Annotated in this window: 26 protein-coding genes; 14 read left to right on the forward strand and 12 right to left on the reverse strand. The window is 60.6% G+C overall.

Annotated elements, in window-relative coordinates; genetic code table 11:
- Positions 1–84 precede the first annotated feature (84 nt).
- Positions 85–1188 carry a COX15/CtaA family protein gene (locus tag ADU59_RS07790; protein WP_068953347.1) on the forward strand — a complete coding sequence of 368 codons (1104 nt, stop codon included), beginning with the start codon at positions 85–87 and terminating at the stop codon, positions 1186–1188.
- On the opposite strand, the gene ADU59_RS07795 is transcribed toward ADU59_RS07790, so the two are convergent.
- From ADU59_RS07795 to ADU59_RS07810, 4 genes are all read right to left on the reverse strand, one after another.
- Positions 1189–1980, reverse strand: coding sequence for a sulfite exporter TauE/SafE family protein (locus tag ADU59_RS07795; RefSeq protein WP_068953349.1), 792 nt, complete (start codon positions 1978–1980; stop codon positions 1189–1191).
- A 68-nt stretch (positions 1981–2048) separates the two neighbouring features.
- Positions 2049–2981 carry an N-acetyl-gamma-glutamyl-phosphate reductase gene (gene argC / locus ADU59_RS07800; protein ID WP_068953351.1) on the reverse strand — a complete coding sequence of 311 codons (933 nt, stop codon included), beginning with the start codon at positions 2979–2981 and terminating at the stop codon, positions 2049–2051.
- Positions 2982–3074: 93 nt separating this feature from the next.
- Positions 3075–4031 carry an agmatinase gene (gene speB / locus ADU59_RS07805; RefSeq protein WP_068953353.1) on the reverse strand — a complete coding sequence of 319 codons (957 nt, stop codon included), beginning with the start codon at positions 4029–4031 and terminating at the stop codon, positions 3075–3077.
- Between the two features lie 92 nt (positions 4032–4123).
- The gene (locus ADU59_RS07810; protein ID WP_068953355.1) at positions 4124–4915 is read right to left on the reverse strand and encodes a phenylalanine 4-monooxygenase; all 792 of its coding nucleotides are present in this window, start codon (positions 4913–4915) and stop codon (positions 4124–4126) included.
- Positions 4916–5038: 123 nt separating this feature from the next.
- Here ADU59_RS07810 and ADU59_RS07815 point away from each other — a divergent pair, with 123 nt between their 5' ends.
- Positions 5039–5500, forward strand: coding sequence for an Lrp/AsnC family transcriptional regulator (locus ADU59_RS07815; RefSeq protein ID WP_068953357.1), 462 nt, complete (start codon positions 5039–5041; stop codon positions 5498–5500).
- A 63-nt stretch (positions 5501–5563) separates the two neighbouring features.
- Here the strand turns inward: ADU59_RS07815 and rpsI are convergent, their stop codons facing one another.
- From rpsI to ADU59_RS07830, 3 genes are all read right to left on the reverse strand, one after another.
- Positions 5564–6037, reverse strand: coding sequence for a 30S ribosomal protein S9 (gene rpsI, locus ADU59_RS07820; RefSeq protein WP_068953359.1), 474 nt, complete (start codon positions 6035–6037; stop codon positions 5564–5566).
- Between the two features lie 2 nt (positions 6038–6039).
- Positions 6040–6504, reverse strand: a complete 465-nt coding sequence (rplM, locus tag ADU59_RS07825; protein WP_068953361.1) for a 50S ribosomal protein L13 — start codon at positions 6502–6504, stop codon at positions 6040–6042.
- 227 nt (positions 6505–6731) lie between these two features.
- The gene (locus tag ADU59_RS07830; protein WP_068953363.1) at positions 6732–7163 is read right to left on the reverse strand and encodes a PaaI family thioesterase; all 432 of its coding nucleotides are present in this window, start codon (positions 7161–7163) and stop codon (positions 6732–6734) included.
- A gap of 164 nt (positions 7164–7327) precedes the next feature.
- Here ADU59_RS07830 and ADU59_RS07835 point away from each other — a divergent pair, with 164 nt between their 5' ends.
- A complete protein-coding gene (locus tag ADU59_RS07835; protein ID WP_068953365.1) occupies positions 7328–8149 on the forward strand; it encodes an enoyl-CoA hydratase in 822 nt (273 codons plus the stop codon).
- Between the two features lies 1 nt (position 8150).
- On the opposite strand, the gene ADU59_RS07840 is transcribed toward ADU59_RS07835, so the two are convergent.
- Genes ADU59_RS07840 through ADU59_RS07850 form a run of 3 tightly spaced genes read right to left on the reverse strand, consistent with a single transcriptional unit; the run spans position 8151 to position 9571 of the window.
- A complete protein-coding gene (locus ADU59_RS07840; RefSeq protein ID WP_068953366.1) occupies positions 8151–8420 on the reverse strand; it encodes a Txe/YoeB family addiction module toxin in 270 nt (89 codons plus the stop codon).
- Positions 8417–8683: a type II toxin-antitoxin system Phd/YefM family antitoxin gene (locus ADU59_RS07845; RefSeq protein WP_068953368.1), complete on the reverse strand. Its 267-nt coding sequence runs from the start codon at positions 8681–8683 to the stop codon at positions 8417–8419. The genes ADU59_RS07840 and ADU59_RS07845 overlap by 4 nt, the downstream gene beginning before the upstream one ends.
- Before the next feature lie 51 nt (positions 8684–8734).
- On the reverse strand, positions 8735–9571 hold the full coding sequence (locus tag ADU59_RS07850; RefSeq protein WP_068953370.1) for an EamA family transporter: 837 nt from the start codon (positions 9569–9571) through the stop codon (positions 8735–8737).
- Between the two features lie 220 nt (positions 9572–9791).
- On the opposite strand from ADU59_RS07850, the gene ADU59_RS07855 reads away from it, so the two are divergent.
- The 4 genes from ADU59_RS07855 (at position 9792) to ADU59_RS07870 (ending at position 12622) form a co-directional block, all read left to right on the forward strand.
- Positions 9792–10220 carry a CoA-binding protein gene (locus tag ADU59_RS07855; RefSeq protein ID WP_068953372.1) on the forward strand — a complete coding sequence of 143 codons (429 nt, stop codon included), beginning with the start codon at positions 9792–9794 and terminating at the stop codon, positions 10218–10220.
- A gap of 130 nt (positions 10221–10350) precedes the next feature.
- Positions 10351–11631, forward strand: a complete 1281-nt coding sequence (locus tag ADU59_RS07860; protein ID WP_068953374.1) for an O-acetylhomoserine aminocarboxypropyltransferase — start codon at positions 10351–10353, stop codon at positions 11629–11631.
- A 145-nt stretch (positions 11632–11776) separates the two neighbouring features.
- On the forward strand, positions 11777–12115 hold the full coding sequence (locus ADU59_RS07865) for a hypothetical protein (protein ID WP_068953376.1): 339 nt from the start codon (positions 11777–11779) through the stop codon (positions 12113–12115).
- Between the two features lie 162 nt (positions 12116–12277).
- Positions 12278–12622 (forward strand): cupin domain-containing protein, encoded by a 345-nt coding sequence (locus ADU59_RS07870; protein ID WP_068953378.1) that lies wholly within the window; start codon positions 12278–12280, stop codon positions 12620–12622.
- Between the two features lie 33 nt (positions 12623–12655).
- Here ADU59_RS07870 and ADU59_RS07875 read toward each other — a convergent pair whose 3' ends face one another.
- Entirely contained in the window at positions 12656–13903 is a 1248-nt protein-coding gene (locus ADU59_RS07875) for a cytochrome P450 (protein ID WP_068953380.1), read from the reverse strand.
- Positions 13904–14131: 228 nt separating this feature from the next.
- Between ADU59_RS07875 and ADU59_RS07880 the strand changes: the two genes are divergently transcribed.
- The 7 genes from ADU59_RS07880 to ADU59_RS07910 all read left to right on the forward strand — a co-directional run bounded on the left by ADU59_RS07880 (position 14132) and on the right by ADU59_RS07910 (position 24847).
- Positions 14132–14986, forward strand: coding sequence for an endonuclease/exonuclease/phosphatase family protein (locus ADU59_RS07880; RefSeq protein WP_068953381.1), 855 nt, complete (start codon positions 14132–14134; stop codon positions 14984–14986).
- Between the two features lie 19 nt (positions 14987–15005).
- Positions 15006–16568, forward strand: coding sequence for a phospholipase D family protein (locus ADU59_RS07885; protein ID WP_068953383.1), 1563 nt, complete (start codon positions 15006–15008; stop codon positions 16566–16568).
- 273 nt (positions 16569–16841) lie between these two features.
- Positions 16842–17474, forward strand: coding sequence for an ATP-dependent Clp protease proteolytic subunit (locus tag ADU59_RS07890; protein WP_068953385.1), 633 nt, complete (start codon positions 16842–16844; stop codon positions 17472–17474).
- A 301-nt stretch (positions 17475–17775) separates the two neighbouring features.
- Entirely contained in the window at positions 17776–19053 is a 1278-nt protein-coding gene (gene clpX / locus ADU59_RS07895) for an ATP-dependent Clp protease ATP-binding subunit ClpX (RefSeq protein ID WP_068953387.1), read from the forward strand.
- A gap of 462 nt (positions 19054–19515) precedes the next feature.
- Positions 19516–21936 (forward strand): endopeptidase La, encoded by a 2421-nt coding sequence (gene lon / locus ADU59_RS07900; RefSeq protein ID WP_068953388.1) that lies wholly within the window; start codon positions 19516–19518, stop codon positions 21934–21936.
- 230 nt (positions 21937–22166) lie between these two features.
- Positions 22167–22439 (forward strand): DNA-binding protein HupB, encoded by a 273-nt coding sequence (gene hupB / locus ADU59_RS07905; protein ID WP_056331841.1) that lies wholly within the window; start codon positions 22167–22169, stop codon positions 22437–22439.
- 212 nt (positions 22440–22651) lie between these two features.
- Positions 22652–24847: an esterase-like activity of phytase family protein gene (locus tag ADU59_RS07910; protein ID WP_068953390.1), complete on the forward strand. Its 2196-nt coding sequence runs from the start codon at positions 22652–22654 to the stop codon at positions 24845–24847.
- A gap of 83 nt (positions 24848–24930) precedes the next feature.
- Here ADU59_RS07910 and ADU59_RS07915 read toward each other — a convergent pair whose 3' ends face one another.
- Positions 24931–25404 (reverse strand): MarR family winged helix-turn-helix transcriptional regulator, encoded by a 474-nt coding sequence (locus tag ADU59_RS07915; RefSeq protein WP_068953754.1) that lies wholly within the window; start codon positions 25402–25404, stop codon positions 24931–24933.
- Between the last annotated feature and the right edge of the window lie 134 nt (positions 25405–25538).

Raw genomic sequence — 25538 nt, forward strand, 5'->3', positions numbered from 1 at the left:
CAAATCAACGTTTTTGATGCATGGGTCTTGAGACAAATCGCCCTCTCGGGCAGCACCTGTGTGTTTCGACAGTGGAGTCCTCGGATGGCAAGCACGGATTTGGCAACGGAACAACGTCTTTTGCGCGAGATCGATACGGTCAGCCATAACCGGACCCAGGTCAGGATCTGGCTGGGTGTGGTCGTGCTGGCGCTGTTTGCGCTGGTGCTGGTCGGCGGCGCGACGCGGCTGACCGAATCCGGCCTGTCGATCACGCAGTGGAAGCCGATCCATGGCGTCATTCCGCCGCTGACCGCCGCCGAGTGGCAGGAGGAGTTCGACCTCTACAAGCAGATCCCGCAATACGAACAGCTCAACAGCGACATGACCGTCGAGGGTTTCAAGACCATTTTCTGGTGGGAATGGGCACATCGGCTGCTCGCCCGCTCGATCGGGCTGATCTTCGCGCTGCCGCTGGCCTTCTTCTGGATCCGCGGACAGATCGAGCCGCGCCTGAAGCTGCCGCTGGTCGGCCTTTTGGCGCTGGGCGGATTTCAGGGTTTCATCGGCTGGTGGATGGTGTCGTCCGGCCTTGCCGACCGCACCGAGGTCAGCCAGTACCGGCTTGCCACCCATCTTGTCATTGCCTGTCTGATCTTCATCTCCTGCGTCTGGATCGGCCGCGGTCTGGCGCCGCATGCGGATGATCCGGCGCCGACGAAAAGCTCGCGCAAGATGGCCGCGATCATCGTCTGCATGGCCCTGTTCCAGATCTATCTCGGCGCACTGGTCGCCGGTCTCGACGCAGGCATGAGCTACAACACCTGGCCGCTGATGGACGGTTCGCTGGTGCCGGGCGACCTGTTCATCCAGCAGCCGGCCTGGATCAATGTCTTCGAAAATCCGAAGACCGTGCAGTTCGTGCACCGCATCGGCGCCTATGTGCTGTTTGCCTTCGTGCTGATGCACATGATCGCCTCGCTGCGCGCCGCGCCGGAGACGACGCATGCGCGCCGCTCCGTCCTGCTCTTCGTGCTGGTGACGCTCCAGGCGATCATCGGCATCACGACGCTGCTGCTGCAGGTGCCGGTCGGCTGGGGCGTGGCGCATCAGGGCGGCGCGCTGATCGTGCTCGGCTTCGCCGTCGCCCACTGGCGGGCATTCGTCGGCGAATATCCGCGCCCGGTGGCGATCAAGGTGCCGGACTGATCAGCGCAGCAGCATATCGAGCGCCGGCATGCCGAGCACGGCGGAGGCGCCGATCAGCGTGTAGCAGATGATCCGGAACGTCGCGGGCCGTGCAAGGCCGAACAGGCGGGAACCGACATGGAGGCCCCCCGCGTAGAGCGGCAGGATGACCAGCGTCAGGGCAAAGACCTGCTCGACGAACAGGCCGCCGACGAGATAGCTGACGGCGGTCAGGGCCGACGAAATCGCGAAATAGAGCATGATGTTGGAGCGGATGACCAGCACGTCGCTGGCGCCGCTCAGCCAGTAGGCAACGACGGGCGGGCCGCCGAGCTGTGCCGCGCCGCTGAAGATCCCGGCAATGCCGCCGACGCCGGCCGTCAGCGGCGCACGCGGCTGCCCGTGATAGCGCCAGCCGGAGACCAGCAGGATCAGCAGACATGCCGAGACGATGGTGATCGCCCAGCGCAGGTAAAGGGGATCGGCCAAAGCCAGCGCCGCCGTGCCGAGCGGCACGCCGATCAAGGCGCCCGATGCCATGGTGAACACCTCGCGCCGGTTGGCGGCTCGCCATGCGGCCGGCAGCATGCCAGCAGCAGCGATGGTGTCGATCACCAGAAGCACGGGCGAGATGATTTTCGGTCCGACGATCGATCCGCCGATCGGGATCAGGATGAGGGCGGCGCCGAACCCGGAAAAGCCGCGCGCCATGCCGGCGATGAAGGTGCAGACCAGCAGCGGATAGAGGCCATGTTCGGGCAAGGAGGCTGCGACCCTTGTCAAAAGGGTCGCGAGAAAACCGGTATCGCCCATGTCAGGTCAGTGCCTTTCCGCCATGGCGGGCAGGGGCGGCAGCAGGCCACCCCCTTGGGGATCGTCTCTCAGGCCGAGAGCATCAGGTCCATGTTCTGGACCGCCGCTCCCGAGGCACCCTTGCCGAGATTGTCGAGCAAGGCGACGAGATTGACCTGTCCGCCACCGGCCGAGCCGAAAACGTAGAGTTTCATCGTGTCCTTGCCGGCCAGTTCGACGGCATCGACGCGGGCTATTGTCGCGCTCTCCTCGAGGGGAACGACCGTGACGATCGACTGACCGGCATAGTGGGCAACGAGGGCGGCGTGAATGCTTTCGAGCGTTGCGCCATCCGTCAACTGATCGAGGAACAGCGGCACCTGGACGATCATGCCCTGCGGGAAGCGGCCGACCGAGGGCGAGAAGATCGGGGCGCGATCGAGCATGCCGTGGATCTGCATTTCCGGCACATGCTTGTGCTTCAGCGTCAGGCCGTAGAGGAAGTTCGGCGAATCGATGTGATCCGGATTGGCCGGGTCTTCCATCTGCGCGATCATCTGCTTGCCGCCGCCGGTATAGCCGGAGACCGCATTGACCGTCACCGGATAATGTTCCGGCAGGATGCCGGCCTGACGCAGCGGGCGGATCAGGCCGATGGCGCCCGTCGGATAGCAGCCGGGATTGGCGACGAGGCGGGCATCACGGATTTTTCCGGCCTGTGCCGTGTCCATTTCGGCAAAGCCATAGGCCCAGTCCGGTGCGATGCGGTGCGCCGTCGAGGTGTCGATGATGCGCACCTTGTTGTTGCCTTCCAGCATGGCGACGGCCTGCTTGGAGGCATCGTCGGGCAGGCAGAGGATCGCGACGTCGGCGCTGTTCAGGAGATCTTCGCGGATGGCGGCATTGCGGCGTTCCGCTTCCGGAATGGAGAGAAGCTCCACATCCGAGCGGCCCGCCATGCGGGTGCGGATCTGCAGGCCGGTGGTGCCGTGTTCGCCATCGATGAAAATCTTCGGTTTCATGATTTTATCCTGTCCTGCCAGATGATTAGCGGTGCTTCCGGAATCACTTTGGCATGCAATTGAATCAGTTTGACAACAGGCCGGCAGAGACCGTTATCCGCGCCGTTCCGCCAGCTGTTCGGCATGAAGGCCGAGCATATACATCGCGATGGTGGAGCCTGCAATGGCGGTGATATCGGCATGGTCGTAAGCCGGCGCCACCTCGACCACGTCGGCACCCTTGATCACCAGCGCTCCAAGCTTGCGGATCACTGACAGGATCTTGGCCGAGGACGGCCCGCCGGAAACCGGCGTGCCGGTGCCGGGCGCATAGGCCGGGTCGAGGCAGTCGATATCGAAGGTGAGATAGGCCGGGCGGTCGCCGACATGGTGGAGGATGACGTCGGCGATCTCACCGGCGCTCATCTCTTCGATGTCGTAACCGTAGAGAATGCGGATGCCGCAATCGTCGGGCGCATGGGTGCGGATTCCGAGCTGGATCGAGCTTGCGGTATCGATCAACCCTTCGCGGGCGGCGCGGCCGACGAAGGAGCCGTGGTCGATACGGCCCTTCTCGTCGGCCCAGGTATCCTGATGGGCGTCGAACTGGACGAGGGCGAGGGGGCCATGGAGGGCGGCATGGGCGCGCAGCAGCGGCAGCGTGACGAAATGGTCGCCGCCAAGCGTGAGCAGGAAGGCGCCGCTCTTGAGGATCTTCGCTGCTTCCCGCTCGATGGTCGCCGGCGTCTTGCCGTGATTGCCGTAGTCGAGCAGGCAGTCGCCGTAGTCGATCGTCGCCATGTCCTCGAAAAGATCGCGTTCGAACGGGTACTGCGGATCGTTGTCGAAAATGGCGGACGCCCGGCGGATCGCCTGTGGCCCGAAACGCGCGCCGGGACGATTGGACGTCGCCGCATCGAAGGGGATGCCCCAGACGACGGCATCGACGCCCTTCAGGCTCTTGGTGTATTTCCGTCGCATGAACGACAGGATGCCGGCATGGGTCGGGTCGGTCGCAGCACTTTTCAGCGATGTGGCGGTGATCGCGTGGTCTATCGTCTTGTTGGCCATGATCCGTCTCGTCCGTTGTGTGACGCGACGTTGGACAATCGGCCGAAGGAAGGCAAGACCCCTATTGTGGCCGCTGCCGGATAATCCGTCTTTCACGAGGCCTTGGCTTCGAAGGTGGGGGCAAAATCACCCAGCGCCTTCGCCTTCAGGATCATGCCTTCGATGTCCTGTTCGACGATCGCTTCCAGATCGGCGAAGCTGTCGATGACATAATAGACCGGCTGGACGATATCGATCCGGTAGGGGGTTCTGAGCACACTCAAGAGGTCGAACGGCCGGAATTCGCATGCCGTGCCCTCCATCGCAGCCTTCGCTTCGCTCGGCGAGGAGACGATGCCTGCGCCGAAGCAGCGGCGGCCCTGCGGCGTGTTGATCAGGCCGAATTCCACCGTGAACCAGAAGATGCGGAAGAGGTGCCAGGAATAGCCTTTGCCGAGGCGCACGGCGGCTTCGCCGAAATGGCGGACGAAATTGGCATAACTCTGATTGGTGAGCAGCGGGCAGTGGCCGAACACCTCATGGAACAGGTCCGGTTCCTCGATATAGTCGATATGCTCGCGGCGGCGCAGGAAGGTGGCGAGCGGAAACTTGCCCTGCGACAAAAGCTCGTAGAAGCGTGAGGGTGGAATAAGGGCAGGCACGCCTTCTACGCCGAAGCCGGTGGTTTCATGCAGGCGACGGTTGACATCGGCGAGTTGCGGGACCTTGTCCGGCTTGAGGCCAAGCGTCTTGACGCCGTCCAGATAGTCCCGGCAGGCCATGTTTGTGAGCAGCTTCATCTGGCGCTGATAGAGTTCGCCCCAGATCGCATCTTCCTCGGCGGTGTAGGCGTAAAGCCCGTCCGAGCCGGGCAGTTTGGCGGTGTAGCTGCTTTCCTTGGTCATGTTCCGATCCTCCCGGGTGCGGTGACATCTGTGCAATTATGCCCCTGAAACGGCGAATTTTCCTTTCTTTCCTGCTGGCGGGCGCCATAATCCTGGCAGGATTTTTCGGAAGGTTCTGGGAAAATGAAAGAAACCGGGAATTTTCACCGCAAGCTGCTGCAACTCGTTCAGGCCGATGGCAGCCTGTCGCTGGCGGAACTGGCGGAAAAGGCCGGCATGTCGCAAAGCTCGGCCTGGCGCAAAATTCAGGAGCTGGAGGCGGATGGCGTCATCCGCAAGCGCGTGACGCTGCTCGATCCGGGCAAGCTCGATCTCAAGCTCTGCGTCATTGCGCATGTAACGCTGGAGGATCACCACGAGGAAGCGGTAGCGTCCTTCGCCTCGGTGGTGCTGGAACGGCCGGAAATCATGGAGTGCTACGCACTATCCGGCGCCTTCGACTACATGCTGAAGATCCGGGCGAGCGATGTCGAGAGCTACGAGGCGTTCATGACGCGCTATCTGATGCGCAATCCGCATGTGCGCACCGTGGTCTCGAGCTTCGTGTTGCGCGAGCTCAAATTCTCGACGGAACTGCCGATCTGATATCAGCGCATAGAAAAAGGCGGGACAAAGCCCGCCTTTTCCAAATCGATAGTCCGGAAACGATTAACGCTTCGAGAACTGGAACGAACGGCGGGCCTTGGCCTTACCGTACTTCTTACGCTCGACGACGCGGCTGTCGCGGGTCAGGAAGCCACCCTTCTTCAGGACCGGACGCAGGCCCGGTTCGAAGTAGGTGAGAGCCTTCGAAATGCCATGACGAACGGCACCGGCCTGGCCGGAAAGACCGCCGCCTGCAACCGTTGCATCGATGTCGAACTGGCCGTCACGGGCAGCTGCGAAGATCGGCTGGCGCAGAATCATCTGCAGAACCGGACGCGCGAAGTAAGCTGCGAATTCCTTGCCGTTGACGGTGATCTTGCCGGAGCCCGGCTTGACCCAGACGCGGGCGACGGCGTTCTTGCGCTTGCCGGTCGCATAGGAGCGGCCCTGGGCGTCGACTTTCTTGACATGAACCGGAGCCGAAGCGGTTGCTTCAGTCGCCGTGCCGAGGTCTTTCAGAGAAGAGAGATCAGCCACGATTAGGCGCTCCTTACGTTCTTGCTGTTCAGCTTGGCGACGTCGAGGACGGTCGGCTGCTGTGCTTCATGCGGATGATTGGTCCCGGCGTAAACGCGCAGGTTCTTCATCTGGCGACGGCCAAGCGGGCCACGGGGAACCATGCGCTCGACAGCCTTCTCAAGAACGCGCTCCGGAAAGCGGCCTTCGATGATCTGGCGCGCGGTGCGCTCCTTGATGCCGCCCGGGTAACCGGTGTGCCAGTAGTACTTCTTGTCGGTGTACTTCTTGCCGGTCAGGACTGCCTTCTCGGCGTTGATCACGATGACATTGTCACCATCGTCAACGTGAGGAGTGTAGGTGACTTTATTCTTGCCGCGCAGGATGTTGGCGATAATGGAAGCGACGCGACCGACAACGAGGCCTTCGGCGTCGATGAGGATCCACTTCTTCTCCACCTCTGCAGGCTTCTGAACGAAGGTTGACATGTTAAAACTCTTTCGTTTGAACCCGATGCGTTGCCGCCGGGCGTTTCTTGTTGCTTGAATTGACGGACCCGAAAGTCAGCCAAAAATGAAAGCGGCCCCGAGGGACCGCGATCTGGTGCGGCTTATACGCAAGCGATGAAATGCCGTCAAGATCGCCGTTTCGAGCGGTTTGAAAAATTTCCTATATAAAACATATGGTTAGATATGAGGTATTTTAATACCACAAATTATCTGGGTGGAATCGAATAGGTTGCGGTCGCGTGGGCGACCAGTTCTTGAGCGCCAAGCGCGCTGATCGCGGCATCGAGCACCGCCAGCCGCTTGCCGAGTTTCAGGATGCGGCAGGTGCATTGCAGGGGCTCAAGCCTCGGTTTCCGCAGGAAGTTGATGTTGAGATTGGTGGTAACGGCAAGCGCCACCGGGCCGATATGGGCAAGCAGGGTGATATAGGCGGTGACGTCGGCAAGGGCGAACAGCGTCGGCCCGGAAACCGTGCCGCCGGGGCGCAGGTGCTTGTCCTGCGGATCGAGCCGCATGGTGGCAAAGCCCGGGCCGGTGGCGATGACCTCAAAGATCCTGCCATCGGTATGCACCTCGGAAAAATCCGTTTCGAGGAAGCGGTTGAGGTCTTCGACGGTGAGGATCGGTTCCAGAGACATGGCGTGCTCCCAAAAGACAGGACTGCTTTACAGACCGGCAGCCCGCCAGGGCAAGCTGGAAGAAAGTCTTAAACTCTGTCGTGCGCGCTTGAAACGGCGGTTGCCGCGGCGTACCAAGCGCTGATGTGGCCGACCCGGCAAGAAGTTTGACAGAGGAAAAAGACATGGCGGACATCGTTCCCTTACACAAGGAAGAACCCCGCGGCCTGCTGCTGAGTGAGGTTTCCGGCGCCGTGCTGCGGCTGACGCTGAACAATCCGCCGGCCAACGTATTGTCGATCGGGTTGCTGGAAGCGCTGTCCACGGAGCTGGATGCCGTTGCCCAGTCCGAAGACATCCGGGTTGTCATCCTGGCAGCGTCCGGCACGCTTTTCTCGGCGGGGCATGACTTGAAGGAACTGACGGCGCACCGTTCCGACGAAGACGACGGGCGAGCCTTCTTCGAGAAAACGCTGCGGCTCTGTGCCGATCTCATGCTGAAGATCGGCCAGCTGCCGCAACCGGTGATCGCCGAAATCGATGGGCTGGCGACGGCGGCCGGTTTGCAGCTGGTGGCGAGCTGCGATCTGGCGATCTGTACGGATAGTTCGACTTTCTGCACGCCCGGCGTCAATATCGGCCTGTTCTGCTCGACGCCGATGGTCGCCGTATCGCGCGCAGCCCACCGCAAGCAGGCGATGGAAATGCTTTTGACCGGCGAAACCATCGACGCCTCGACGGCAAAGGATTTCGGCCTGATCAACCGCATCGTGCCGAAACAGTATCTGCAGCAGGTGGTCAACAAATACGCCGCCGTCATCGCCTCGAAATCGCCGCAGGCACTGCGGATCGGCAAGCAGGCCTTCAACGCTCAGGCGGACATGAGCATCGCGGACGCCTATGATTTCGCCACGGGTATCATGGTGGAGAACATGCTCAAATCGGATGCGAAAGAGGGTATCGATGCGGTTCTGGGCAAGCGGACGCCGGAGTGGGAAGGCAATTGATCTAGTCGTAGTGCGACCGGCAGGCTGCGACTTCAAGCAATTGTAAATCGCCACTGCCGGACACGCGGTAGATCAGACGATGTTCCTGGTTGATGCGGCGCGACCACCATCCTTTGAGTTCGTTCCGGAGAGGCTCTGGTTTACCGGTGCCGGTAAAAGGCGTTCGCTGGCATTCTTTCAGCAGCAGGAGAATGCGCCCCAGCATTTTTCGGTCCTGAGCGATCCAGTATTGCAGGTCATCCCAGGCATCGGCCGAAAACTGGAGCCTCATTCTTGCGCAAGCAACGCGTCAAAATCGACTTCGATGCCCTTGCCGGCATCCAGCTCGGCGATTGAGCGAAGAAGGCGTTCCCTATTGACGGGATTTGCCGTCAGGTACATCGTTTCCTTCCATCCTTCGAAATCGCTGAGCGACATGACGACCATGGGCTCGCGGTTTTGCCGCGTCACGATCAGTTCGTCGTGATCCTGTTCGACCCGGTCGAAGTGCTTTGCCATGTTGGCGCGAAGTTCGGATAGGCTGATGACGTTCATGATGGGATCCTCTGTACGTGATCCTGTACATACGTGATTTTACCGGATTTCTCAAGCCAGCTTGAGCATCAGCGCCCCGAGCGCGATCAGGCAGGCGGCGGCGATGCGGAAGATGCTGACGTGCTCTTTCAGGAAGACGATCGAGATGACGATGGCAAACAGGATCGATGTTTCGCGCAGCGCGGCAACGGTCGCGACCGGCGCTTTCGTCATCGCCCAGAGCGCCAGGCCATAGGCGCCGATCGAGCCGCCGCCGCCGATCAGGCCGCGCCACCATTGATGGCGGACGTGGAAGAGCACCGGTGCGAAGCCGCGTGTGGCGAAAGCCCAGGTGAAGAGAAGTACCGGCGGCAAAAGCGCCATCCACAGCGTATAGGAGATGGGATTGAGCGCCAGCCGTGCGCCGATGCCGTCGACATAGGTATAGCAGGCGATCACCACGGCATTGGCAAGCGCTAGCAGAATGGCGCGCTTGCCGCCCTTGCGCGCCTCGAAGGCGAGCGTCAGCACGCCGGTCGAGATCGTCAGCACGCCGGCGATCGCACCAGTGGACAGGTTCTCGCCGATGATGGCGCCGCTGGTCGCGGCCACCAGCAAAGGCGCCACACCGCGCATCAGCGGATAGACGAGGCCGATGTCGCTCGCCCGGTAAGCGGCGGCGACCAGCTGGAAATAAGCGAACTGGAACAGCGCCGACACCAGGATGAACGGCCAGGCGTCGGGATGCGGCAGCGGCATGAACGGCAGGAAGGGCAGGGCGACGACGGCAGCACCCAGCGCGATCATCGCCGCATCCAACGATTTCTCCGATCCCGCCTTGACCAGCGCGTTCCATGTCGCATGCAGGAGCGCCCCGAACAGAACGAGAGCGATGACGTCGAGAGGCACGGGAAACCTTCAGGAAATGCGAGGAAAACGGCGGAGCAGTTGGGTTTTGAAGGCCGCCACCGCGAAAAGCAACTCGATTTTCCGCAAAGGGCCAATTTTGGCCACCCGTTGCGATCCACTTCGCTTCGGGAATCGGGCATGACCCGCATCTGATCGGTTGACAGCGGGGAGAGCTGTCTCAATTATCGCCAACAGCGATTGTGCAGCGCGGAATTCGATGATGAATCATGACGTGTATCCCGACTACTACCTGTCCGACATTCTGCGCTCGACGAAAACCATTGCGCTGGTCGGCGCATCGCCCAATGCGGAGCGGCCGAGCCATCGGGTGATGGCGTTCCTCCTGCGCAAGGGCTACACGGTTTTTCCGGTCAATCCGGGCCAGGCAGGCAAGGAAATCCAGGGCCGGACGGTCTATGCCCGGCTTGCCGATATCCCCGAGCCCATCGATATGGTCGATGTGTTTCGTGCCGCCGACGCGCTTCCCGCACTGGTCGATGAAATCCTGGCGCTGGCCGTGCGCCCGAAAGTCATCTGGGGCCAATTGTCGGTTCGCGATGACGAAGCGGCGGCAAAGGCCGAAGAAAACGGCATCCAGGTGGTGATGGACCGCTGCCCTGCCATCGAATATCCGCGTCTTGTCGGCTGATCTTCCCTTGTCGGAAACGGAGATTGAAACACCGGGAATGTCGTGCGGGAAAATCGGTCAAAACAGTCTTTGACCGCAGGGGCCTGCCTCTGAAATAGTGCGCCGAACTTGATCAAGGGAGGACACACCGGTGAAGAACAATCCAGGTTTCAACACGCTCGCCATCCATGCGGGCGCTGCGCCGGACCCGAGCACAGGGGCACGGGCGACGCCGATCTACCAGACGACCAGCTTCGTCTTCAACGATGCCGATCACGCTGCCTCGCTGTTCGGCCTGCAGGCCTTCGGCAACATTTATACCCGAATCATGAACCCGACCCAGGCGGTGCTCGAAGAGCGCGTCGCAGCGCTTGAGGGCGGCACGGCGGCGCTGGCCGTCGCGTCGGGCCATGCGGCGCAGCTGCTGGTGTTCCATGCCATCATGAGTCCCGGCGACAATTTTCTGGCCGCGCGCCAGCTCTATGGCGGCTCCGTCAACCAGTTCGGCAATGCCTTCAAATCCTTCGACTGGCGGGTCCGCTGGGTCGATACGGCGGATATTGCCTCCTTCGAAAGCCAGATCGACGAGCGGACCAAGGCGATCTTCATCGAGAGCCTGGCCAATCCCGGCGGCACTTTCGTCGATATCGCTGGTATCTCGGCGGTCGCCAGGAAACACGGCCTGCCGCTGATCGTCGACAATACGATGGCAACGCCCTACCTCATCCGACCGATCGAGCACGGTGCCGATATCATCGTGCATTCGCTGACCAAGTTCATGGGCGGTCATGGCAATTCGATGGGCGGCGTCATCGTCGATGGCGGCACGTTCGACTGGTCGAAATCCGGCAAATATCCGATCCTGTCGGAACCGCGTCCGGAATATGCCGGCATGGTGCTGCATGCGACCTTCGGCAATTTCGCCTTCGCCATTGCCTGCCGGGTTCTGGGTTTGCGCGATTTCGGTCCGGCGATCTCGCCGTTCAACGCTTTCCTACTCTTGACCGGCATCGAGACCCTGCCGCTGCGGATGCAGCGCCATTGCGATAATGCGCTTGCGGTTGCCACGTGGCTCGGTACCCATGACAAGGTCGCCTGGGTCAATTATGCCGGTCTGGAGAGCAACGCCAATCACGGCCTGCAGCAGAAATACGCGCCGAAGGGGGCGGGTGCGGTCTTCACGTTCGGCCTGAAGGGCGGCTACGAGGCCGGCAAACGTTTCGTCGAAGGGCTGGAGATGGTCTCGCACCTCGCCAATATCGGCGATACGCGCTCGCTGGTGATCCATCCGGCCTCGACCACCCACCGGCAGCTGACGGAGGAACAGCAGACGGCAGCCGGTGCCGGCCCGGAAGTCGTGCGGCTATCCGTCGGCATCGAGGATATCAGCGACATCATCGCCGATCTCGAGCAGTCGCTTGCCAAGGTTTGATGAGATTCACCAGGTATCTTCGATTTGCGTCAAACAACACTTGGCGCAAATCGGCTGCTTAATCATCATCTATAGGATGGGTATTATACTCAATAATCAGGAACTGTAGGGCGGTGCAGATGAGCGTGGAGACAGAGCAAATAAAATGATGTTCGAAATCCATAGCCATCAAGGGGTTGGAGAAATTCGGTTTGGTATGACTCGAAGCGAAGTACATGCAGCACTTGGTGTTGAGTTTGAGAGTTTCAAGCGAAGCTCGCAGGACGCACATCCCAGCGACCACTTCATTGGGCTTGGATGTTTTGTCTACTATGGCGACAGTGGCCGGGTAGATGCTGTTGAGTTTTTAGAGCCTGCTGAGCCAACGCTAAATGGGGTAAACCTACTCAGTTTTGGTTTTACAGATTTAATCCGGCAAATAACGAAGATCGATCCTGACGTGTCAGTTGAGAGTGATGTGAGACTGAAGCCGATTGCTGACTAGGGTGGTCGGTGCCGAAACGCGCTCAATCATCTATAGGATGTGGTGAAATACCAAAAGGTTGTGGCGACCGAGAGGAAATAACCGCATGAATCAATACGCCCTCACCAATCATTTCTGACGTTCCACATTTAACACATCGGCCGTTTCGCCTATGGAGCCACTATGACCCACGCACTGACATTCGATCCGTCGTCGCTTGAACCCGAGATCGGCGGGCCCGCACCGGAGCGGCTGATCTCGGGGACGCCGGAATTCCGCACCTGGAATTTCGAGGAAGCGGAAGGCGGCATTTATGCCGGCATCTGGGAGGCGACGCCGGGCAAATGGCGCATCGTCTATGACGAGTGGGAATATTTCCACATCCTGTCCGGCGTTTCCGTCGTTACCGAGGATAACGGCGCGGTGACGCATCTGAAGGCCGGCGACAGCATGATCCTCAGACCCGGCTTCAAGGGAAGCTGGGAAGTGATTGAAACGACTCGCAAGGACTATGTCATTCGGGTGTGACGCGAAATAGCCGGGCGATTGCCCGTCCGGCTGCTACCACTCCAGGTCCAGCCTCTCCAGGCCGTGGAAATGATAGCTGTCCTTCACCTGCGGCGTGCCCTTGAGCCGCAGCCCCGGCAGGCGTTCGAACAGGATCGGCAGCGACAGTTTCAGTTCCAGCCTCGCCAGCGGTGCGCCGATGCAGAAATGCAGGCCGGCGCCGAAGGAGGTGTGTGCGCCTTCGTTGCGGTCGGGACGGAAGGTGAGGGGATCGGAGAATTTCTTCGGATCGACATTGGCGGCGGCCAGCAGCAGGCCGATCTTGTCGCCCTTCTTCAGGCTGATGCCGTCGTCCAGCTCGATGTCGGAAAGCGCGTAGCGCTGGAAGATGTGCAGCGGCGCCGCATAGCGCATGCATTCCTCGATCGTCCGCTCGGTGGCGGTGTCGCTGGAAAAGGCCACGTCGGCAGGCGTCCCGGTTTCGAGCAGGGTGCGCACGGCATTGCCGAGCTGGTGCACCGTCGCCTCGTGTCCGGCATTGAGCAGCAGCACCGCCGTCGAGATGAGTTCGTCGTCCGACAGGCGTTCGCCGTCCTTCTCGGTGGTGATCATGTGGGTCAAAAGATCGTCGGAGGGATTGCCGCGCTTCCAGTCGATGATGTTCTTCAGATAGGCGCTGAACTCGGCCGACGCCTGGTTGGCATCGAGCTCGGTCTCAAGCGTCGGGTTGAACATGTACATCTTCACCATGCGGTGCGACCAGTCGAGCAGCTTTGGCGCCATGTCCACCGGCACGCCGAGCATGCGGGCGATCACCGTCACCGGGACGATTTCGGCATAGGTCTTGAGCAGCTCGACCTCGCCGTCCTTCTCGAAACCGTCAATGAGGGAATGGGAAAGCGCCGCGATTTCCGGTTTCAACTGTTCGATCTGGCGTGAGACGAAGGCGCGGTTGACCAGCGTTCGCAGCCGCGTATGCGCCGGCGGTTCGAGTTCGAGCAGCGAATAGGCCTCCAGCCGGTCGAAATCCTGCAGATGCGGCTTGGGATCCGCCAGGCCCAGCTCCTCGCGGGTGGCGACATGCAGGATCTGCCGGCCGAAGCGGCGGTCGCGCAGGAGGCCGTTCACCTGGTCGTAGCCTGCGAAATACCATTGCTGCTGCTCTTCCCAGAAGAAAGCCGGACATTGTTCGTGCAGCTTTGCGTAGGAGGCGAGCGGATTCTTGTAGAAGCCGGGATTGCGCACGTCGATGCTGGCGGTACGGCTCGAGGCGGCGACGGAAATGGCAGGGGATGCGGGCATGTGGTATTCTCGCTGGATGAAACGGCGTGTCTATGTTTCTGATCTACGGCGAGGACGCCATGGCAGACAAGGGGGCGGCAGGAGGATTGTCGTGTCCATGGTGGATATTGCTCCCCTGAAAATCGCGGTACCGGCATTGAAAAGCACGCATTTGCCGGATGCCGCCTTGCCTTGCGGTATGACATGTCTATTTCATGGGCGATGAATGGCAACGACCAGAGAGGGATTATGGCTTCGTCGCATACCAGCCTGTCAGCGGGCATTCTGGCGGCCATCCGCGGCAAGCGCGTCTCGCTTGCAGGCCGGGATCCGGCGGGCCAGCGCGGCGACACCGTCATCGCCTCCTACAACATCCACAAATGCGTCGGCACCGACAAGCGCTTCGATCCCGGCCGCACCACGGACGTGATCAGCGAAATCGGAGCGGATATCATCGCCCTGCAGGAGGCCGACCAGCGCTTCGGCGAGCGGGCGGGCCTGCTGGATCTCGAGCGGCTGCGCCGTGACTGTCATCTGATCGCGGTGCCGATCGCCGCTTTTTCCGCCAAGGGGCATGGCTGGCACGGCAATGTGCTGCTGTTGCGCGAGGGTGCGGTTGCCAAGGTGCATCAGCTGAAGCTTCCGGGCGTCGAGCCCCGCGGTGCGCTCGTCGTCGATCTCGACCTGAAAGCCGGGCCGCTGCGGATCATCGCCGCCCATTTCGGCCTGCTTCGCCATTCCCGAACCCGGCAGGCGGAGGCGATCATCGCGGCCATCAGCGCCGCCGACGAACGCCCGACGCTGCTGATCGGCGATCTCAACGAATGGCGAACGGGCCGCCGCTCAGCGCTCAGCTTCCTCAGCCCCGTCTTCGATCATGCCGCAACAGCCGTGCCGAGCTTTCCCTCGCGATTTCCGCTTCTGGCGCTCGACCGGGTGATGGGCAGCCCGCACAATCTGGTCACCGCCGTCGAGGTGCACAACACGCCGCTTTCCCGCGTGGCTTCCGATCATCTGCCGATCAAGGCCTATATCGACCTCAAGGCGGCGCTCTCTGGCGGTGGTGAAAACCCGGTCAAAGCGGTTTCCGCCGCTCAACCCTGATGGACGGATCGTCGTTTTCATGCGCGCCTCCATCATTGCCCTGTCTGTTTTTGTATCCGGCCTGTTTGTGGTGTTCGCCGTCTATGCCTATGGCCGTTTCGGGCGCAGGCTGCAGGGGCCGGCATCGGCGGCACTGAAGCCGGAAAGCGGCCAGACCGAACTCGACCGGCTGGCAGCCCCCTTGCTCGAGGCGCATGCGGGTTTCAACGGCATTGCGTTGATCTCCGACAATATGGCCGCCTTCACGCTCCGGGCCCTGTCGGCGCGCAGGGCAGGGCGCAGCCTCGATTTGCAGTATTATTACTGGAAGAACGATCTGACCGGGCGGATGCTGACACGCGAGGTGCTGGCGGCGGCCGATCGCGGTGTGCGGGTGCGCCTGCTTCTCGATGATATCAATGCCGGCCTGCACGACCGCATGTGCCTGTCGCTCGATGGCCATCCGAATATCGAGGTTCGCCTGTTCAACCCCAGCCGGGCGCGCACCGACCGCTTCAAGCGCGGCTTCGAAATGATGCTGCGGCCCTTTCGCGCCACGCGGCGCATGCACAACAAGCAATGGATCGCCGATGGCCGTCTGGTGATCGCCGGTGGCCGCAACATCGGCGATGCCTATTTCGACGCGGACGAGCAGTCGAACTTTCGCGATCTCGACGTCTGGATGCTCGGCCCTGTCGCTGATGACGCGGCTGCGGTTTTCGACCGCTATTGGAACAGCCCCGTCGTCGTGCCGATCGGCTCGCTGCGCACGCCGCGCATGCACTATCTGCCGGCATTCAGGACGAAGCTCGAAAGGATCGCCGCGACATCCGGTGGCCGGCATTATCTGGCGCATGTCGAAGCGGCGATAGAGGATGGCGCCTTGCTGCCTGCAAAGGTGGCGCTTCACTGGACCGGCGCTGCCAGGCTGGTATCGGATCCGCCCGAAAAGGCATTTCTGCAAAAGCGCGACAACAACTGGATCATGCGGGAACTGATGCCCGTCCTGACATCGGCGCAACGGGACGTCCGGGTGATTTCGCCCTACTTCATTCCGGGAGCGGTGGGCATCGCCGAAATCGGCAGGCTGGTGAAGCGGCGGGTCAAGGTCGATGTCCTGACGAATTCGCTGGCGGCAACCGATGTCGCGGCGGTTCACGGCGCCTATGCCAATTACCGCAAGGCGCTGTTGAGAAGCGGTACGACATTGTTCGAGCTGAAGGCCACGCACGCATCCGGCGATCCGCAAAGGATGTCGCTGTTCGGCTCGCGTGCCGCCAGCCTGCACACCAAGGCGTTTACCGTCGATGGCCGGACCGGTTTCGTCGGGTCGATGAATTTCGATCCGCGCTCGGCGTCGCTGAACACCGAGATGGGGGTGCTGTTCACCCATCCGGGGCTGGTTGCGGAGGTCGAGGCGATCTTTGCCGAGGAAACACGTCCGGAAAACAGCTTTCGCCTGTCGCTCGACAAGGGCCGTCTTCGCTGGCACGACCGGCAGGACGAGGAACCCCGCGTCCTTCGCCGCGAACCGGAGGCGGGTTTCTGGCGCCGCCTGACGGCGGGGGTCATCGGCGTCCTGCCGATCGAATCGCAGCTCTGAGCGGATTTACCTATTTTTCACCCTGAAAACGGCAATGCCTGTGGGCCACGGCGCAAAAACGGCCGGTGCCGCTCATGCCCGCTGGAACCCGTTAAGAGATAACCGCTACATCCACCGGATCGGCAACCGATTTGCTTCCGGCGGCGTATTAACGTTATGCAGAGTTCGCGACTTGAAGTGGGGGTGTGGGACACTCTATGTATGGACAAGAGATATTCCCGATGATTCCCGGTGCGCAAAAGGGTTTGCGCACCAGCTAGACAAAGGTTTGACATGAGAAATCCCGTTGATACCGCTATGGCTCTGGTGCCGATGGTCGTTGAACAGACCAATCGCGGCGAGCGCTCCTACGATATCTTTTCGCGCCTCCTCAAAGAGCGCATCATCTTTCTGACGGGTCCGGTGGAAGACCACATGGCAACGCTGATCTGCGCCCAGCTGCTGTTCCTCGAGGCTGAAAACCCGAAGAAGGAAATCGCCCTCTACATCAATTCGCCGGGTGGCGTCGTCACCGCCGGCATGGCGATCTACGATACGATGCAGTTCATCAAGCCTGCCGTTTCGACGCTGTGCATCGGCCAGGCCGCCTCCATGGGCTCGCTGCTTCTGGCCGCCGGCCACAAGGACATGCGCTTTGCCACGCCGAACGCCCGCATCATGGTTCACCAGCCGTCGGGTGGCTTCCAGGGCCAGGCATCCGACATCGAGCGTCATGCCCGCGACATCATCAAGATGAAGCGCCGCCTGAACGAAGTCTACGTTAAGCACACCGGCCGGACCTATGAAGAGGTTGAACAGACGCTTGATCGTGACCACTTCATGACGGCGGACGAAGCCTTGAGCTGGGGCGTCATCGACAAGGTCATCACCTCACGCGAGGCCCTGGAATCCGCTGCTGAAGCGTGAATTCAAGCTTTTGTGTGCGGATAGATGCATTTGTGACACATTTGTAACCGTCATAGGGCTTTATCCGCAGACCAAAGCCGTTAATATCGACCGTTAATGCTATGTTGAAGTTTGAAGTCCTAGCATTCGGTATTCGGTGGGAGATTCGTTGCTGCCGGACATCAAACATGGTTGTTTGAAGCCGGTTCGTACTCCCGAAAGCGCCGTCATTTTGCGCATGAACGCGGAAAGTGTGCGGAGCGGGTTGAGTAGTCCGTGTCACCTTGCCTCAAGGTGTCCGGCGTGCTGGAAGGAAAGTGATATGAGCAAGGTCAGCGGTAGCAACGGCGGTGACTCGAAGAATACCCTATACTGCTCCTTCTGCGGAAAGAGCCAGCACGAGGTCCGCAAGCTGATTGCCGGACCGACAGTGTTCATCTGCGATGAATGCGTCGAACTCTGCATGGACATCATCCGCGAAGAGAACAAGACATCGATGGTCAAGTCCCGCGATGGCGTTCCGACGCCGCAGGAGATCATCAAGGTTCTCGACGAATACGTCATTGGCCAGCAACAGGCCAAGCGTATCCTGTCGGTCGCCGTCCACAATCACTACAAGCGTCTGGCGCATTCCGCGAAGGGAAGCGACATCGAGCTTGCAAAATCGAACATCATGCTCGTCGGCCCGACCGGTTGCGGCAAGACCTATCTGGCGCAGACCCTGGCGCGTATCATCGACGTGCCGTTCACCATGGCCGATGCGACGACGCTGACCGAAGCCGGTTACGTCGGCGAGGACGTCGAGAACATCATTCTCAAGCTCTTGCAGTCGGCCGACTACAATGTCGAACGCGCTCAGCGCGGCATCGTCTATATCGATGAAGTCGACAAGATCTCGCGCAAGTCCGACAATCCGTCGATCACCCGCGATGTCTCGGGCGAGGGCGTGCAGCAGGCGCTTCTGAAGATCATGGAAGGCACGGTCGCATCCGTTCCGCCGCAGGGTGGCCGCAAGCATCCGCAGCAGGAGTTCCTGCAGGTGGACACGACCAACATCCTGTTCATCTGCGGCGGCGCTTTTGCCGGCCTCGACAAGATCATTTCGGCGCGTGGTGAAAAGACCTCGATCGGCTTCGGTGCTTCGGTGAAGTCTCCGGAAGACCGCCGTGTCGGCGAAGTCCTGCGCGAACTGGAGCCGGAAGATCTGGTGAAGTTCGGCCTCATCCCGGAATTCATCGGCCGTCTGCCCGTTCTGGCGACGCTGGAAGACCTGGACGAGCCGGCGCTGATCCAGATCCTGTCGGAGCCGAAGAATGCGCTGATCAAACAGTACCAGCGCCTGTTCGAGATGGAAGACGTGGAACTGACCTTCCACGAGGACGCGCTGCGCGAAATCGCCAAGCGCGCCATCATCCGCAAGACGGGCGCCCGCGGCCTGCGCTCGATCATGGAAAAGATCCTGCTCGACACGATGTTCGAGCTGCCGACACTGGAAGGTGTCCGCGAAGTGGTCATCTCCGACGAGGTGGTCAAGGGTTCGGCCCGTCCGCTCTACATCTATTCGGAGCGCTCGGAGGAGAAGGCCAACGTTTCGGCCTGACCGGATTGCAACTTTTTGGAAAGGCCCGCCATGCGCGGGCCTTTTTTATGCGGCAAATTCCGGGCACGGCTCGTAATATCCCGCGATGCGGAGTAAGGCAGGCAGCCTTGCGAGGGGTGCGAATTTCACATGGCTTCAATGCGTGTGGATTTTGGCTTCAAGGCGCTGCTGTCGAGGGATATCGGCAGAATCCGCGATTGCTAAAAGCGACCAACAACGCAATTATGCAATGATTCTGTGTCGGCAGGTCCTGATACGGATCGTGTGCGTTAGTTTCGCGGCAAGGCCCGCAACAGTCAGATGCCGTTTAATATCCGATTACCACCCCTCCCAGGTCGGTAGTCGGCAAAGGGTTGAAAACAGACGTCACACACTCCACCTGACAGTGGAAAGAATGAGGACCGGAAGCGCCCTTGAACGCTTCGGGTAACGGGCCCGGAAACGGGACGGAAAGGAAATGACATGACGAGTAAAACGTCTCCGGCAGTCGAGAGCGCCACCTATCCGGTGCTGCCGCTGCGCGACATCGTGGTGTTCCCGCATATGATCGTGCCGCTGTTTGTCGGCCGTGAAAAATCGATCCGCGCGCTGGAAGAAGTCATGGGGACCGACAAGCAGATCATGCTTGCGACCCAGATCAACGCGAGCGACGACGATCCGGAACCCGCGTCAATCTATCAGATCGGCACCATTGCGAACGTGCTTCAGCTGTTGAAGCTGCCCGATGGAACCGTCAAGGTTCTGGTCGAAGGCCGTTCGCGCGCCGAAATCGATGGCTACACCGCCCGCGAAGAATTCTACGAGGCGATGGCCCACCCGCTTGCCGAGCCGGAAGAAGACCCGGTCGAGATCGAGGCGCTGAGCCGTTCGGTCGTCTCGGAATTCGAGAGCTACGTGAAGCTCAACAAGAAGATTTCCCCGGAAGTGGTCGGCGCCGCCAGCCAGATCGAGGATTATTCGAAGCTTGCCGATACAGTCGCTTCGCATCTCTCCATCAAGATCGTCGAAAAGCAGGAAATGCTCGAGACGACCAGCGTCAAGCTGCGCCTTGAAAAAGCGCTCGGCTTCATGGAAGGCGAGATCTCCGTTCTGCAGGTCGAAAAGCGCATCCGCTCGCGCGTCAAGCGCCAGATGGAAAAGACCCAGCGCGAATATTATCTGAACGAGCAGATGAAGGCGATCCAGAAGGAGCTCGGCGACGGCGAGGAAGGCCGCGACGAGATGGCCGAACTGGAAGACCGGATCACCAAGACCAAGCTCTCCAAGGAAGCCCGTGAAAAGGCCGACGCGGAAGTCAAGAAGCTGCGTCAGATGAGCCCGATGTCGGCGGAAGCCACCGTCGTGCGCAATTATCTCGATTGGCTGCTCGGTATTCCGTGGTCGAAGAAGTCGAAGGTCAAGACCGATCTCAACCACGCCGAACAGGTGCTGGAGCTGGATCACTTCGGCCTCGACAAGGTCAAGGAACGGATCATCGAGTATCTGGCGGTGCAGGCGCGCTCGCAGAAGATCAAGGGACCGATCCTGTGCCTCGTTGGCCCTCCGGGCGTCGGCAAGACCTCGCTTGCCAAGTCGATCGCCAAGGCGACCGGCCGCGAATATATCCGCATGGCGCTCGGCGGCGTTCGTGACGAAGCTGAAATCCGCGGTCACCGCCGCACCTATATCGGCTCGATGCCCGGCAAGGTCATCCAGTCGATGAAGAAGGCAAAGAAGTCCAACCCGCTCTTCCTGCTCGATGAAATCGACAAGATGGGCCAGGATTTCCGCGGCGATCCGTCGTCGGCTCTCTTGGAGGTGCTGGATCCGGAACAGAACTCGACGTTCATGGACCACTATCTGGAGGTCGAATACGACCTCTCGAACGTGATGTTCATCACCACGGCGAACACGCTGAACATCCCTGCGCCCCTGATGGACCGCATGGAAGTGATCCGCATCGCCGGCTACACGGAAGAAGAAAAGCTGGAAATCGCCAAGCGGCACCTGCTGCCCAAGGCGATTGCCGACCACGCGCTTCAGCCGAAGGAGTTCTCGATCACCGATGGTGCCCTGTCGGCGATCATCCAGACCTACACCCGCGAAGCCGGTGTGCGTAGCCTTGAGCGCGAACTGATGAAGGTCGCCCGCAAGGCCGTGACCGTAATCCTCAAGGGCCGGACCGACAAGGTCGAGGTGACTGCCGAGAACATCAACGACTATCTCGGTGTTCCGCGCTATCGCCACGGCGAAGCCGAACGCACCGACCAGGTCGGCGTTGTCACCGGTCTTGCCTGGACGGAAGTCGGCGGCGAGCTTCTGACCATCGAAGGCGTCATGATGCCCGGCAAGGGCCGCATGACGGTGACCGGCAACCTGCGCGACGTGATGAAGGAATCGATTTCGGCGGCGGCCTCCTATGTCCGCTCGCGCGCCATCGACTTCGGCATCGAGCCGCCGCTGTTCGACAAGAGCGACATCCATGTGCACGTGCCGGAAGGCGCGACACCGAAGGACGGTCCGTCCGCCGGTGTGGCCATGGCAACCGCGATCGTGTCGATCATGACCGGTATCGCTGTGAACAAGGACGTGGCGATGACGGGTGAAATCACCTTGCGCGGCCGTGTCCTGCCGATCGGTGGCCTGAAGGAAAAGCTGCTCGCAGCGCTTCGCGGCGGCATCAAGAAGGTGCTGATCCCGGAAGAAAACGCCAAGGATCTGGCGGATATTCCGGACAACGTGAAGAACAACATGGAGATCATTCCGGTCTCGCATATCGGCGAAGTCCTGCAGCATGCGCTGCTGCGGGTTCCGGTGGCGATCGAGTGGGATCCAGCCAAGCAGGTGGTGCCGATTGCGGCCGTCGATCCGGCCGATGATGCCGGAGCGTCGATTGCCCACTAGGCACTTGACTTGAACCCCAACCGGTGCCTGCCATGGGGTGAGTGCCGATTTGGAACGGAAACAGTGGAAGACCGGCATTTTTGCCGGTCTTTTTTATGTAAAACGTCGCGCAAAGCCTTGCATTCCCGGGCATTCGGAGCGATTGGGTTTGCCAAGGCGGGGGTCGCGCGTATGCTGCTCCCGGCTTGAAAATTGAGTCGTTTCGAACCAGTATTGAAAGGGGTGGAAACATGAACAAGAATGAGCTCGTGTCCGCAGTTGCCGAGAAGGCCGGACTCTCGAAGACCGACGCATCTTCTGCAGTTGATGCAATCTTCGACGTTATCCAGGCAGAACTGAAGAACGGCGGCGACGTTCGTCTCGTCGGCTTCGGTAACTTCTCTGTCAGCCGCCGCGAAGCATCCAAGGGTCGCAACCCGTCCACCGGCGCAGAAGTTGATATCCCGGCACGCAACGTGCCGAAGTTCTCTGCCGGCAAGGGTCTGAAGGACTCCGTGAATTAAGTTTCATGTTTCATCTGCAGCACCGTGGCGAAGACGCTGACGGTTCGATAGCAGGTTGATTTGAGGCCCGGGTTTTCCCGGGCCTCTTTTCGTTTGGGGGCATGGTTTCCACCCAGTTTGCGACCGCTTTCTAATATGCTCCGGCTGTCATGCGCGTGTTACACAGCACGATCACAACCCCTCCGTATTCTATTCATCAGGAGGGACATCCCGTGAAGACATTTTCGCTCACCGCAGCCTTCGCTGCCGTGCTTGCTGCCTCGACCGCCTCGGGCGTCAGCGCAGAACCGGTATTCAATCGCATTGCCTCTTTTGCCGTCGCCGACAACTTGCCTGAAGGCGTCGACAAGAAGTCCGTGACCTCGGCTGAAATCATCACCGCCAGCGAGGACGGCAATACGCTCGTCTATTCCGACAGCCCGCTGAAGGCGATCGGCTTTATCGACATCACCGATCCGAAAGCCCCGAAGGCCGGCGGTATCCTGTCGCTCGAAGGCGAGCCGACATCGGTTGCGATTGCCGGCACCAAGGCGCTGGTTGCCGTCAACACGCGCGAAAGCTTCGTCAAGCCGTCCGGGTTCCTGGCCACGGTCGATCTGGCGACGAAGACGCTGGAAGCCAAGTGCGATCTCGGCGGACAGCCGGATTCGGTGGCTGTCAACAAGGACAGGACGCTGGCGGCCATCGCCATCGAGAACGAGCGTGACGAAGAGGTCAACGACGGCAAGCTGCCGCAGCTGCCGGCCGGCGATCTCGTCATCGTCTCGCTGAAGGATGGCGCCGCCGATTGCGCCTCGATCAAGCACGTGACTCTGACGGGCCTTGCCGAAATTGGTGGTGACGATCCGGAGCCGGAATTTGTCGCCTTCAACGGCCAGAACGAAATCGCCCTGACGCTGCAGGAAAACAACCATATTGTCATCATCGACGCCACGACCGGCACGGTGAAGACGCATTTCTCGGCAGGCACTGCCAATCTCACGGCCGTCGATGACAAGCGCGATGGCAAGCTGTCCTTCACCAGCGACCTGAAGGACGTCAAGCGCGAGCCTGATGCCGTCAAGTGGCTGGACGACAACCGGCTGATCGTTGCCAACGAGGGGGACTATGAAGGCGGCTCGCGCGGCTTCACCATCTTCGACAAGACCGGCAAGGTCCTGTTCGAATCGGGTTCGAGCTTCGAGCATGCCGTTGCCGCGATCGGCCACTATCCGGAGAAGCGCTCGGCCGCCAAGGGCGTCGAGCCGGAAGGCCTGGAAACAGCCACCTTCGGCGACGACAAGCTGTTCTTCGTGCTGGCCGAGCGCGCGTCCGTCGTCGGCGTCTACAAAGACACCGGTGCCGAGCCGGAACTGCTGCAGCTCCTGCCGTCGGGCATCTCGCCGGAAGGCGGCGTTGCCATTCCCGGCCGTAACCTCTTGGCGACCGCCAACGAGGTCGATCTGGTCGAGGACGGCGGCGCCCGCTCGCATGTGATGATCTATGAGCGGGCCGAGGGCGTGGCCGCCTATCCGCAGATCACCTCGGCCGTCAAGGATGGCGTTCCGATCGGCTTTGGCGCACTCTCCGGTCTCGCCGCGGTCAAGGATGAGCCCGGCAAGCTTTATGCGGTGAGCGATTCCGTCTATTCGGCACAGCCGCGCATCTTCACCATCGACGCCACGCAGAAGCCGGCGCTGATCACCGAGGCGCTCACCATCACCCGTGATGGCGCTCCGGCCCAGAAGCTCGACATCGAGGGCATCACCACCGACGGCGAGGGCGGCTTCTGGCTGGCCTCCGAGGGCGATGCGGCCAAGCTCTATGCAAACGCGCTGATCCGTGTGAACGCCAAGGGTGCGATCAAGAAGGAAATCGCCATTCCGGAAGAACTCCGCGCCCATGAAACGCGCTGGGGCTTCGAAGGCATCACCAGTGTTGGCGAAGGCGATGCCAAGACGCTCTGGATGGCCGTGCAGCGTCCCTGGAAGGATGACGAGAAGGGCTTCGTCAAGCTCGTGTCCTACAATCCGGCTTCCGAAGAATGGGGTGCGGTGCGCTATCCGCTCGAAAAGACCGAAGAAGGCTGGGTCGGCCTCTCCGAAATCAGCGTCCACGGTGATCACGCCTATATCATCGAGCGCGACAACCTGATCGGTCAGGCGGCCAAGCTGAAGAAGATCTACCGCGTCGCGCTTGCGGATCTGAAGCCGGCCAAGCTGGGCGGCGAGCTGCCTGTCGTCAAGAAGGAAGAGGTTCGCGATCTCCTTCCGGACCTGAAGACGCTCGGCGGTTATGTTGTCGACAAGGTGGAAGGCTTCACCGTCGATGCCGCCGGTAACGGCTATGTCGTCACCGACAATGACGGCGTCGATGATTCCTCCGGCGAAACGCTGTTCTTCCCGATCGGTACGATGAACGCGATGTAATCGCGGCGGTACTGGTAACGGAAAAGGCCGGGACATGATGTTCCGGCCTTTTCTATATGGATGTGATGTGCGGGAAGCGGGTGCTATTCGGCGGCGGTTTCGCCGGCCACTGTACCGTCTTCCTTGCGCTTGCGGATTTCGTCCGCCTTGGCAACCAGACGGCTGACGATCTCATGCATCTGGTCGAGCTGTTCGTCGCTGAGTGCAGAGAAAATTTCCTCGATCAGCAGTTTTCGCGGATGTTCGGCCGCTTCCATCACCACGCGGCCAACCTCGGTAATCGAGACGATCTTGGCGCGGCGGTCTTCCGGATCAGGCTTGCGCAGGACGAGCTTGTCGCGCTCCAGCCCGTCGATGGCTTCCGTCACCGTGCGTGGGGCGAAATTGAGCGCTTCGGCAATGTCTGTCGATCGGCACGGGCCAAGCTTGCTCAAAAAGAACAGAAACTTGCTGCGCGCCAGCGACACGCCCTGGTCCCGCATCGACTCGTTTACGAGGCGATGGACGCGATGGTAAAGCTCAAATAGCTTGTCGGAGACTTCAATCGTGGATTTCATCGGTTTCATATGGATATTATGAGGTGCCATGTCAAATGACGGTAAGAGTGGGGCCATAGTCAAGTATAATCCTTGATCATCGGCGCTGGATTACACATCTCCCCAACAATGTCCCCAAGAGCGAAAGCGCTGAA

The organism is Pararhizobium polonicum (genome assembly GCF_001687365.1).
Lineage (GTDB): Bacteria > Pseudomonadota > Alphaproteobacteria > Rhizobiales > Rhizobiaceae > Pararhizobium > Pararhizobium polonicum.

Excerpts from the sequence above, each read along its gene's own strand:
- ADU59_RS07795 (WP_068953349.1), bottom strand. The coding sequence starts at position 1,980 with ATGGGCGATACCGGTTTTCTCGCGACCCTTTTGACAAGGGTCGCAGCC.
- ADU59_RS07835 (WP_068953365.1), top strand. The coding sequence starts at position 7,328 with ATGGCGGACATCGTTCCCTTACACAAGGAAGAACCCCGCGGCCTGCTG.
- ADU59_RS07845 (WP_068953368.1), bottom strand. The coding sequence starts at position 8,683 with ATGAACGTCATCAGCCTATCCGAACTTCGCGCCAACATGGCAAAGCAC.
- ADU59_RS07915 (WP_068953754.1), bottom strand. The coding sequence starts at position 25,404 with ATGAAATCCACGATTGAAGTCTCCGACAAGCTATTTGAGCTTTACCAT.
- ADU59_RS07890 (WP_068953385.1), top strand. The coding sequence starts at position 16,842 with ATGAGAAATCCCGTTGATACCGCTATGGCTCTGGTGCCGATGGTCGTT.
- speB (WP_068953353.1), bottom strand. The coding sequence starts at position 4,031 with ATGGCCAACAAGACGATAGACCACGCGATCACCGCCACATCGCTGAAA.
- rplM (WP_068953361.1), bottom strand. The coding sequence starts at position 6,504 with ATGTCAACCTTCGTTCAGAAGCCTGCAGAGGTGGAGAAGAAGTGGATC.
- hupB (WP_056331841.1), top strand. The coding sequence starts at position 22,167 with ATGAACAAGAATGAGCTCGTGTCCGCAGTTGCCGAGAAGGCCGGACTC.
- ADU59_RS07790 (WP_068953347.1), top strand. The coding sequence starts at position 85 with ATGGCAAGCACGGATTTGGCAACGGAACAACGTCTTTTGCGCGAGATC.
- ADU59_RS07885 (WP_068953383.1), top strand. The coding sequence starts at position 15,006 with ATGCGCGCCTCCATCATTGCCCTGTCTGTTTTTGTATCCGGCCTGTTT.
- ADU59_RS07830 (WP_068953363.1), bottom strand. The coding sequence starts at position 7,163 with ATGTCTCTGGAACCGATCCTCACCGTCGAAGACCTCAACCGCTTCCTC.
- ADU59_RS07815 (WP_068953357.1), top strand. The coding sequence starts at position 5,039 with ATGAAAGAAACCGGGAATTTTCACCGCAAGCTGCTGCAACTCGTTCAG.
- ADU59_RS07870 (WP_068953378.1), top strand. The coding sequence starts at position 12,278 with ATGACCCACGCACTGACATTCGATCCGTCGTCGCTTGAACCCGAGATC.
- ADU59_RS07865 (WP_068953376.1), top strand. The coding sequence starts at position 11,777 with ATGATGTTCGAAATCCATAGCCATCAAGGGGTTGGAGAAATTCGGTTT.
- lon (WP_068953388.1), top strand. The coding sequence starts at position 19,516 with ATGACGAGTAAAACGTCTCCGGCAGTCGAGAGCGCCACCTATCCGGTG.
- argC (WP_068953351.1), bottom strand. The coding sequence starts at position 2,981 with ATGAAACCGAAGATTTTCATCGATGGCGAACACGGCACCACCGGCCTG.
- ADU59_RS07880 (WP_068953381.1), top strand. The coding sequence starts at position 14,132 with ATGGCTTCGTCGCATACCAGCCTGTCAGCGGGCATTCTGGCGGCCATC.
- ADU59_RS07875 (WP_068953380.1), bottom strand. The coding sequence starts at position 13,903 with ATGCCCGCATCCCCTGCCATTTCCGTCGCCGCCTCGAGCCGTACCGCC.
- ADU59_RS07840 (WP_068953366.1), bottom strand. The coding sequence starts at position 8,420 with ATGAGGCTCCAGTTTTCGGCCGATGCCTGGGATGACCTGCAATACTGG.
- clpX (WP_068953387.1), top strand. The coding sequence starts at position 17,776 with ATGAGCAAGGTCAGCGGTAGCAACGGCGGTGACTCGAAGAATACCCTA.
- ADU59_RS07810 (WP_068953355.1), bottom strand. The coding sequence starts at position 4,915 with ATGACCAAGGAAAGCAGCTACACCGCCAAACTGCCCGGCTCGGACGGG.
- ADU59_RS07855 (WP_068953372.1), top strand. The coding sequence starts at position 9,792 with ATGAATCATGACGTGTATCCCGACTACTACCTGTCCGACATTCTGCGC.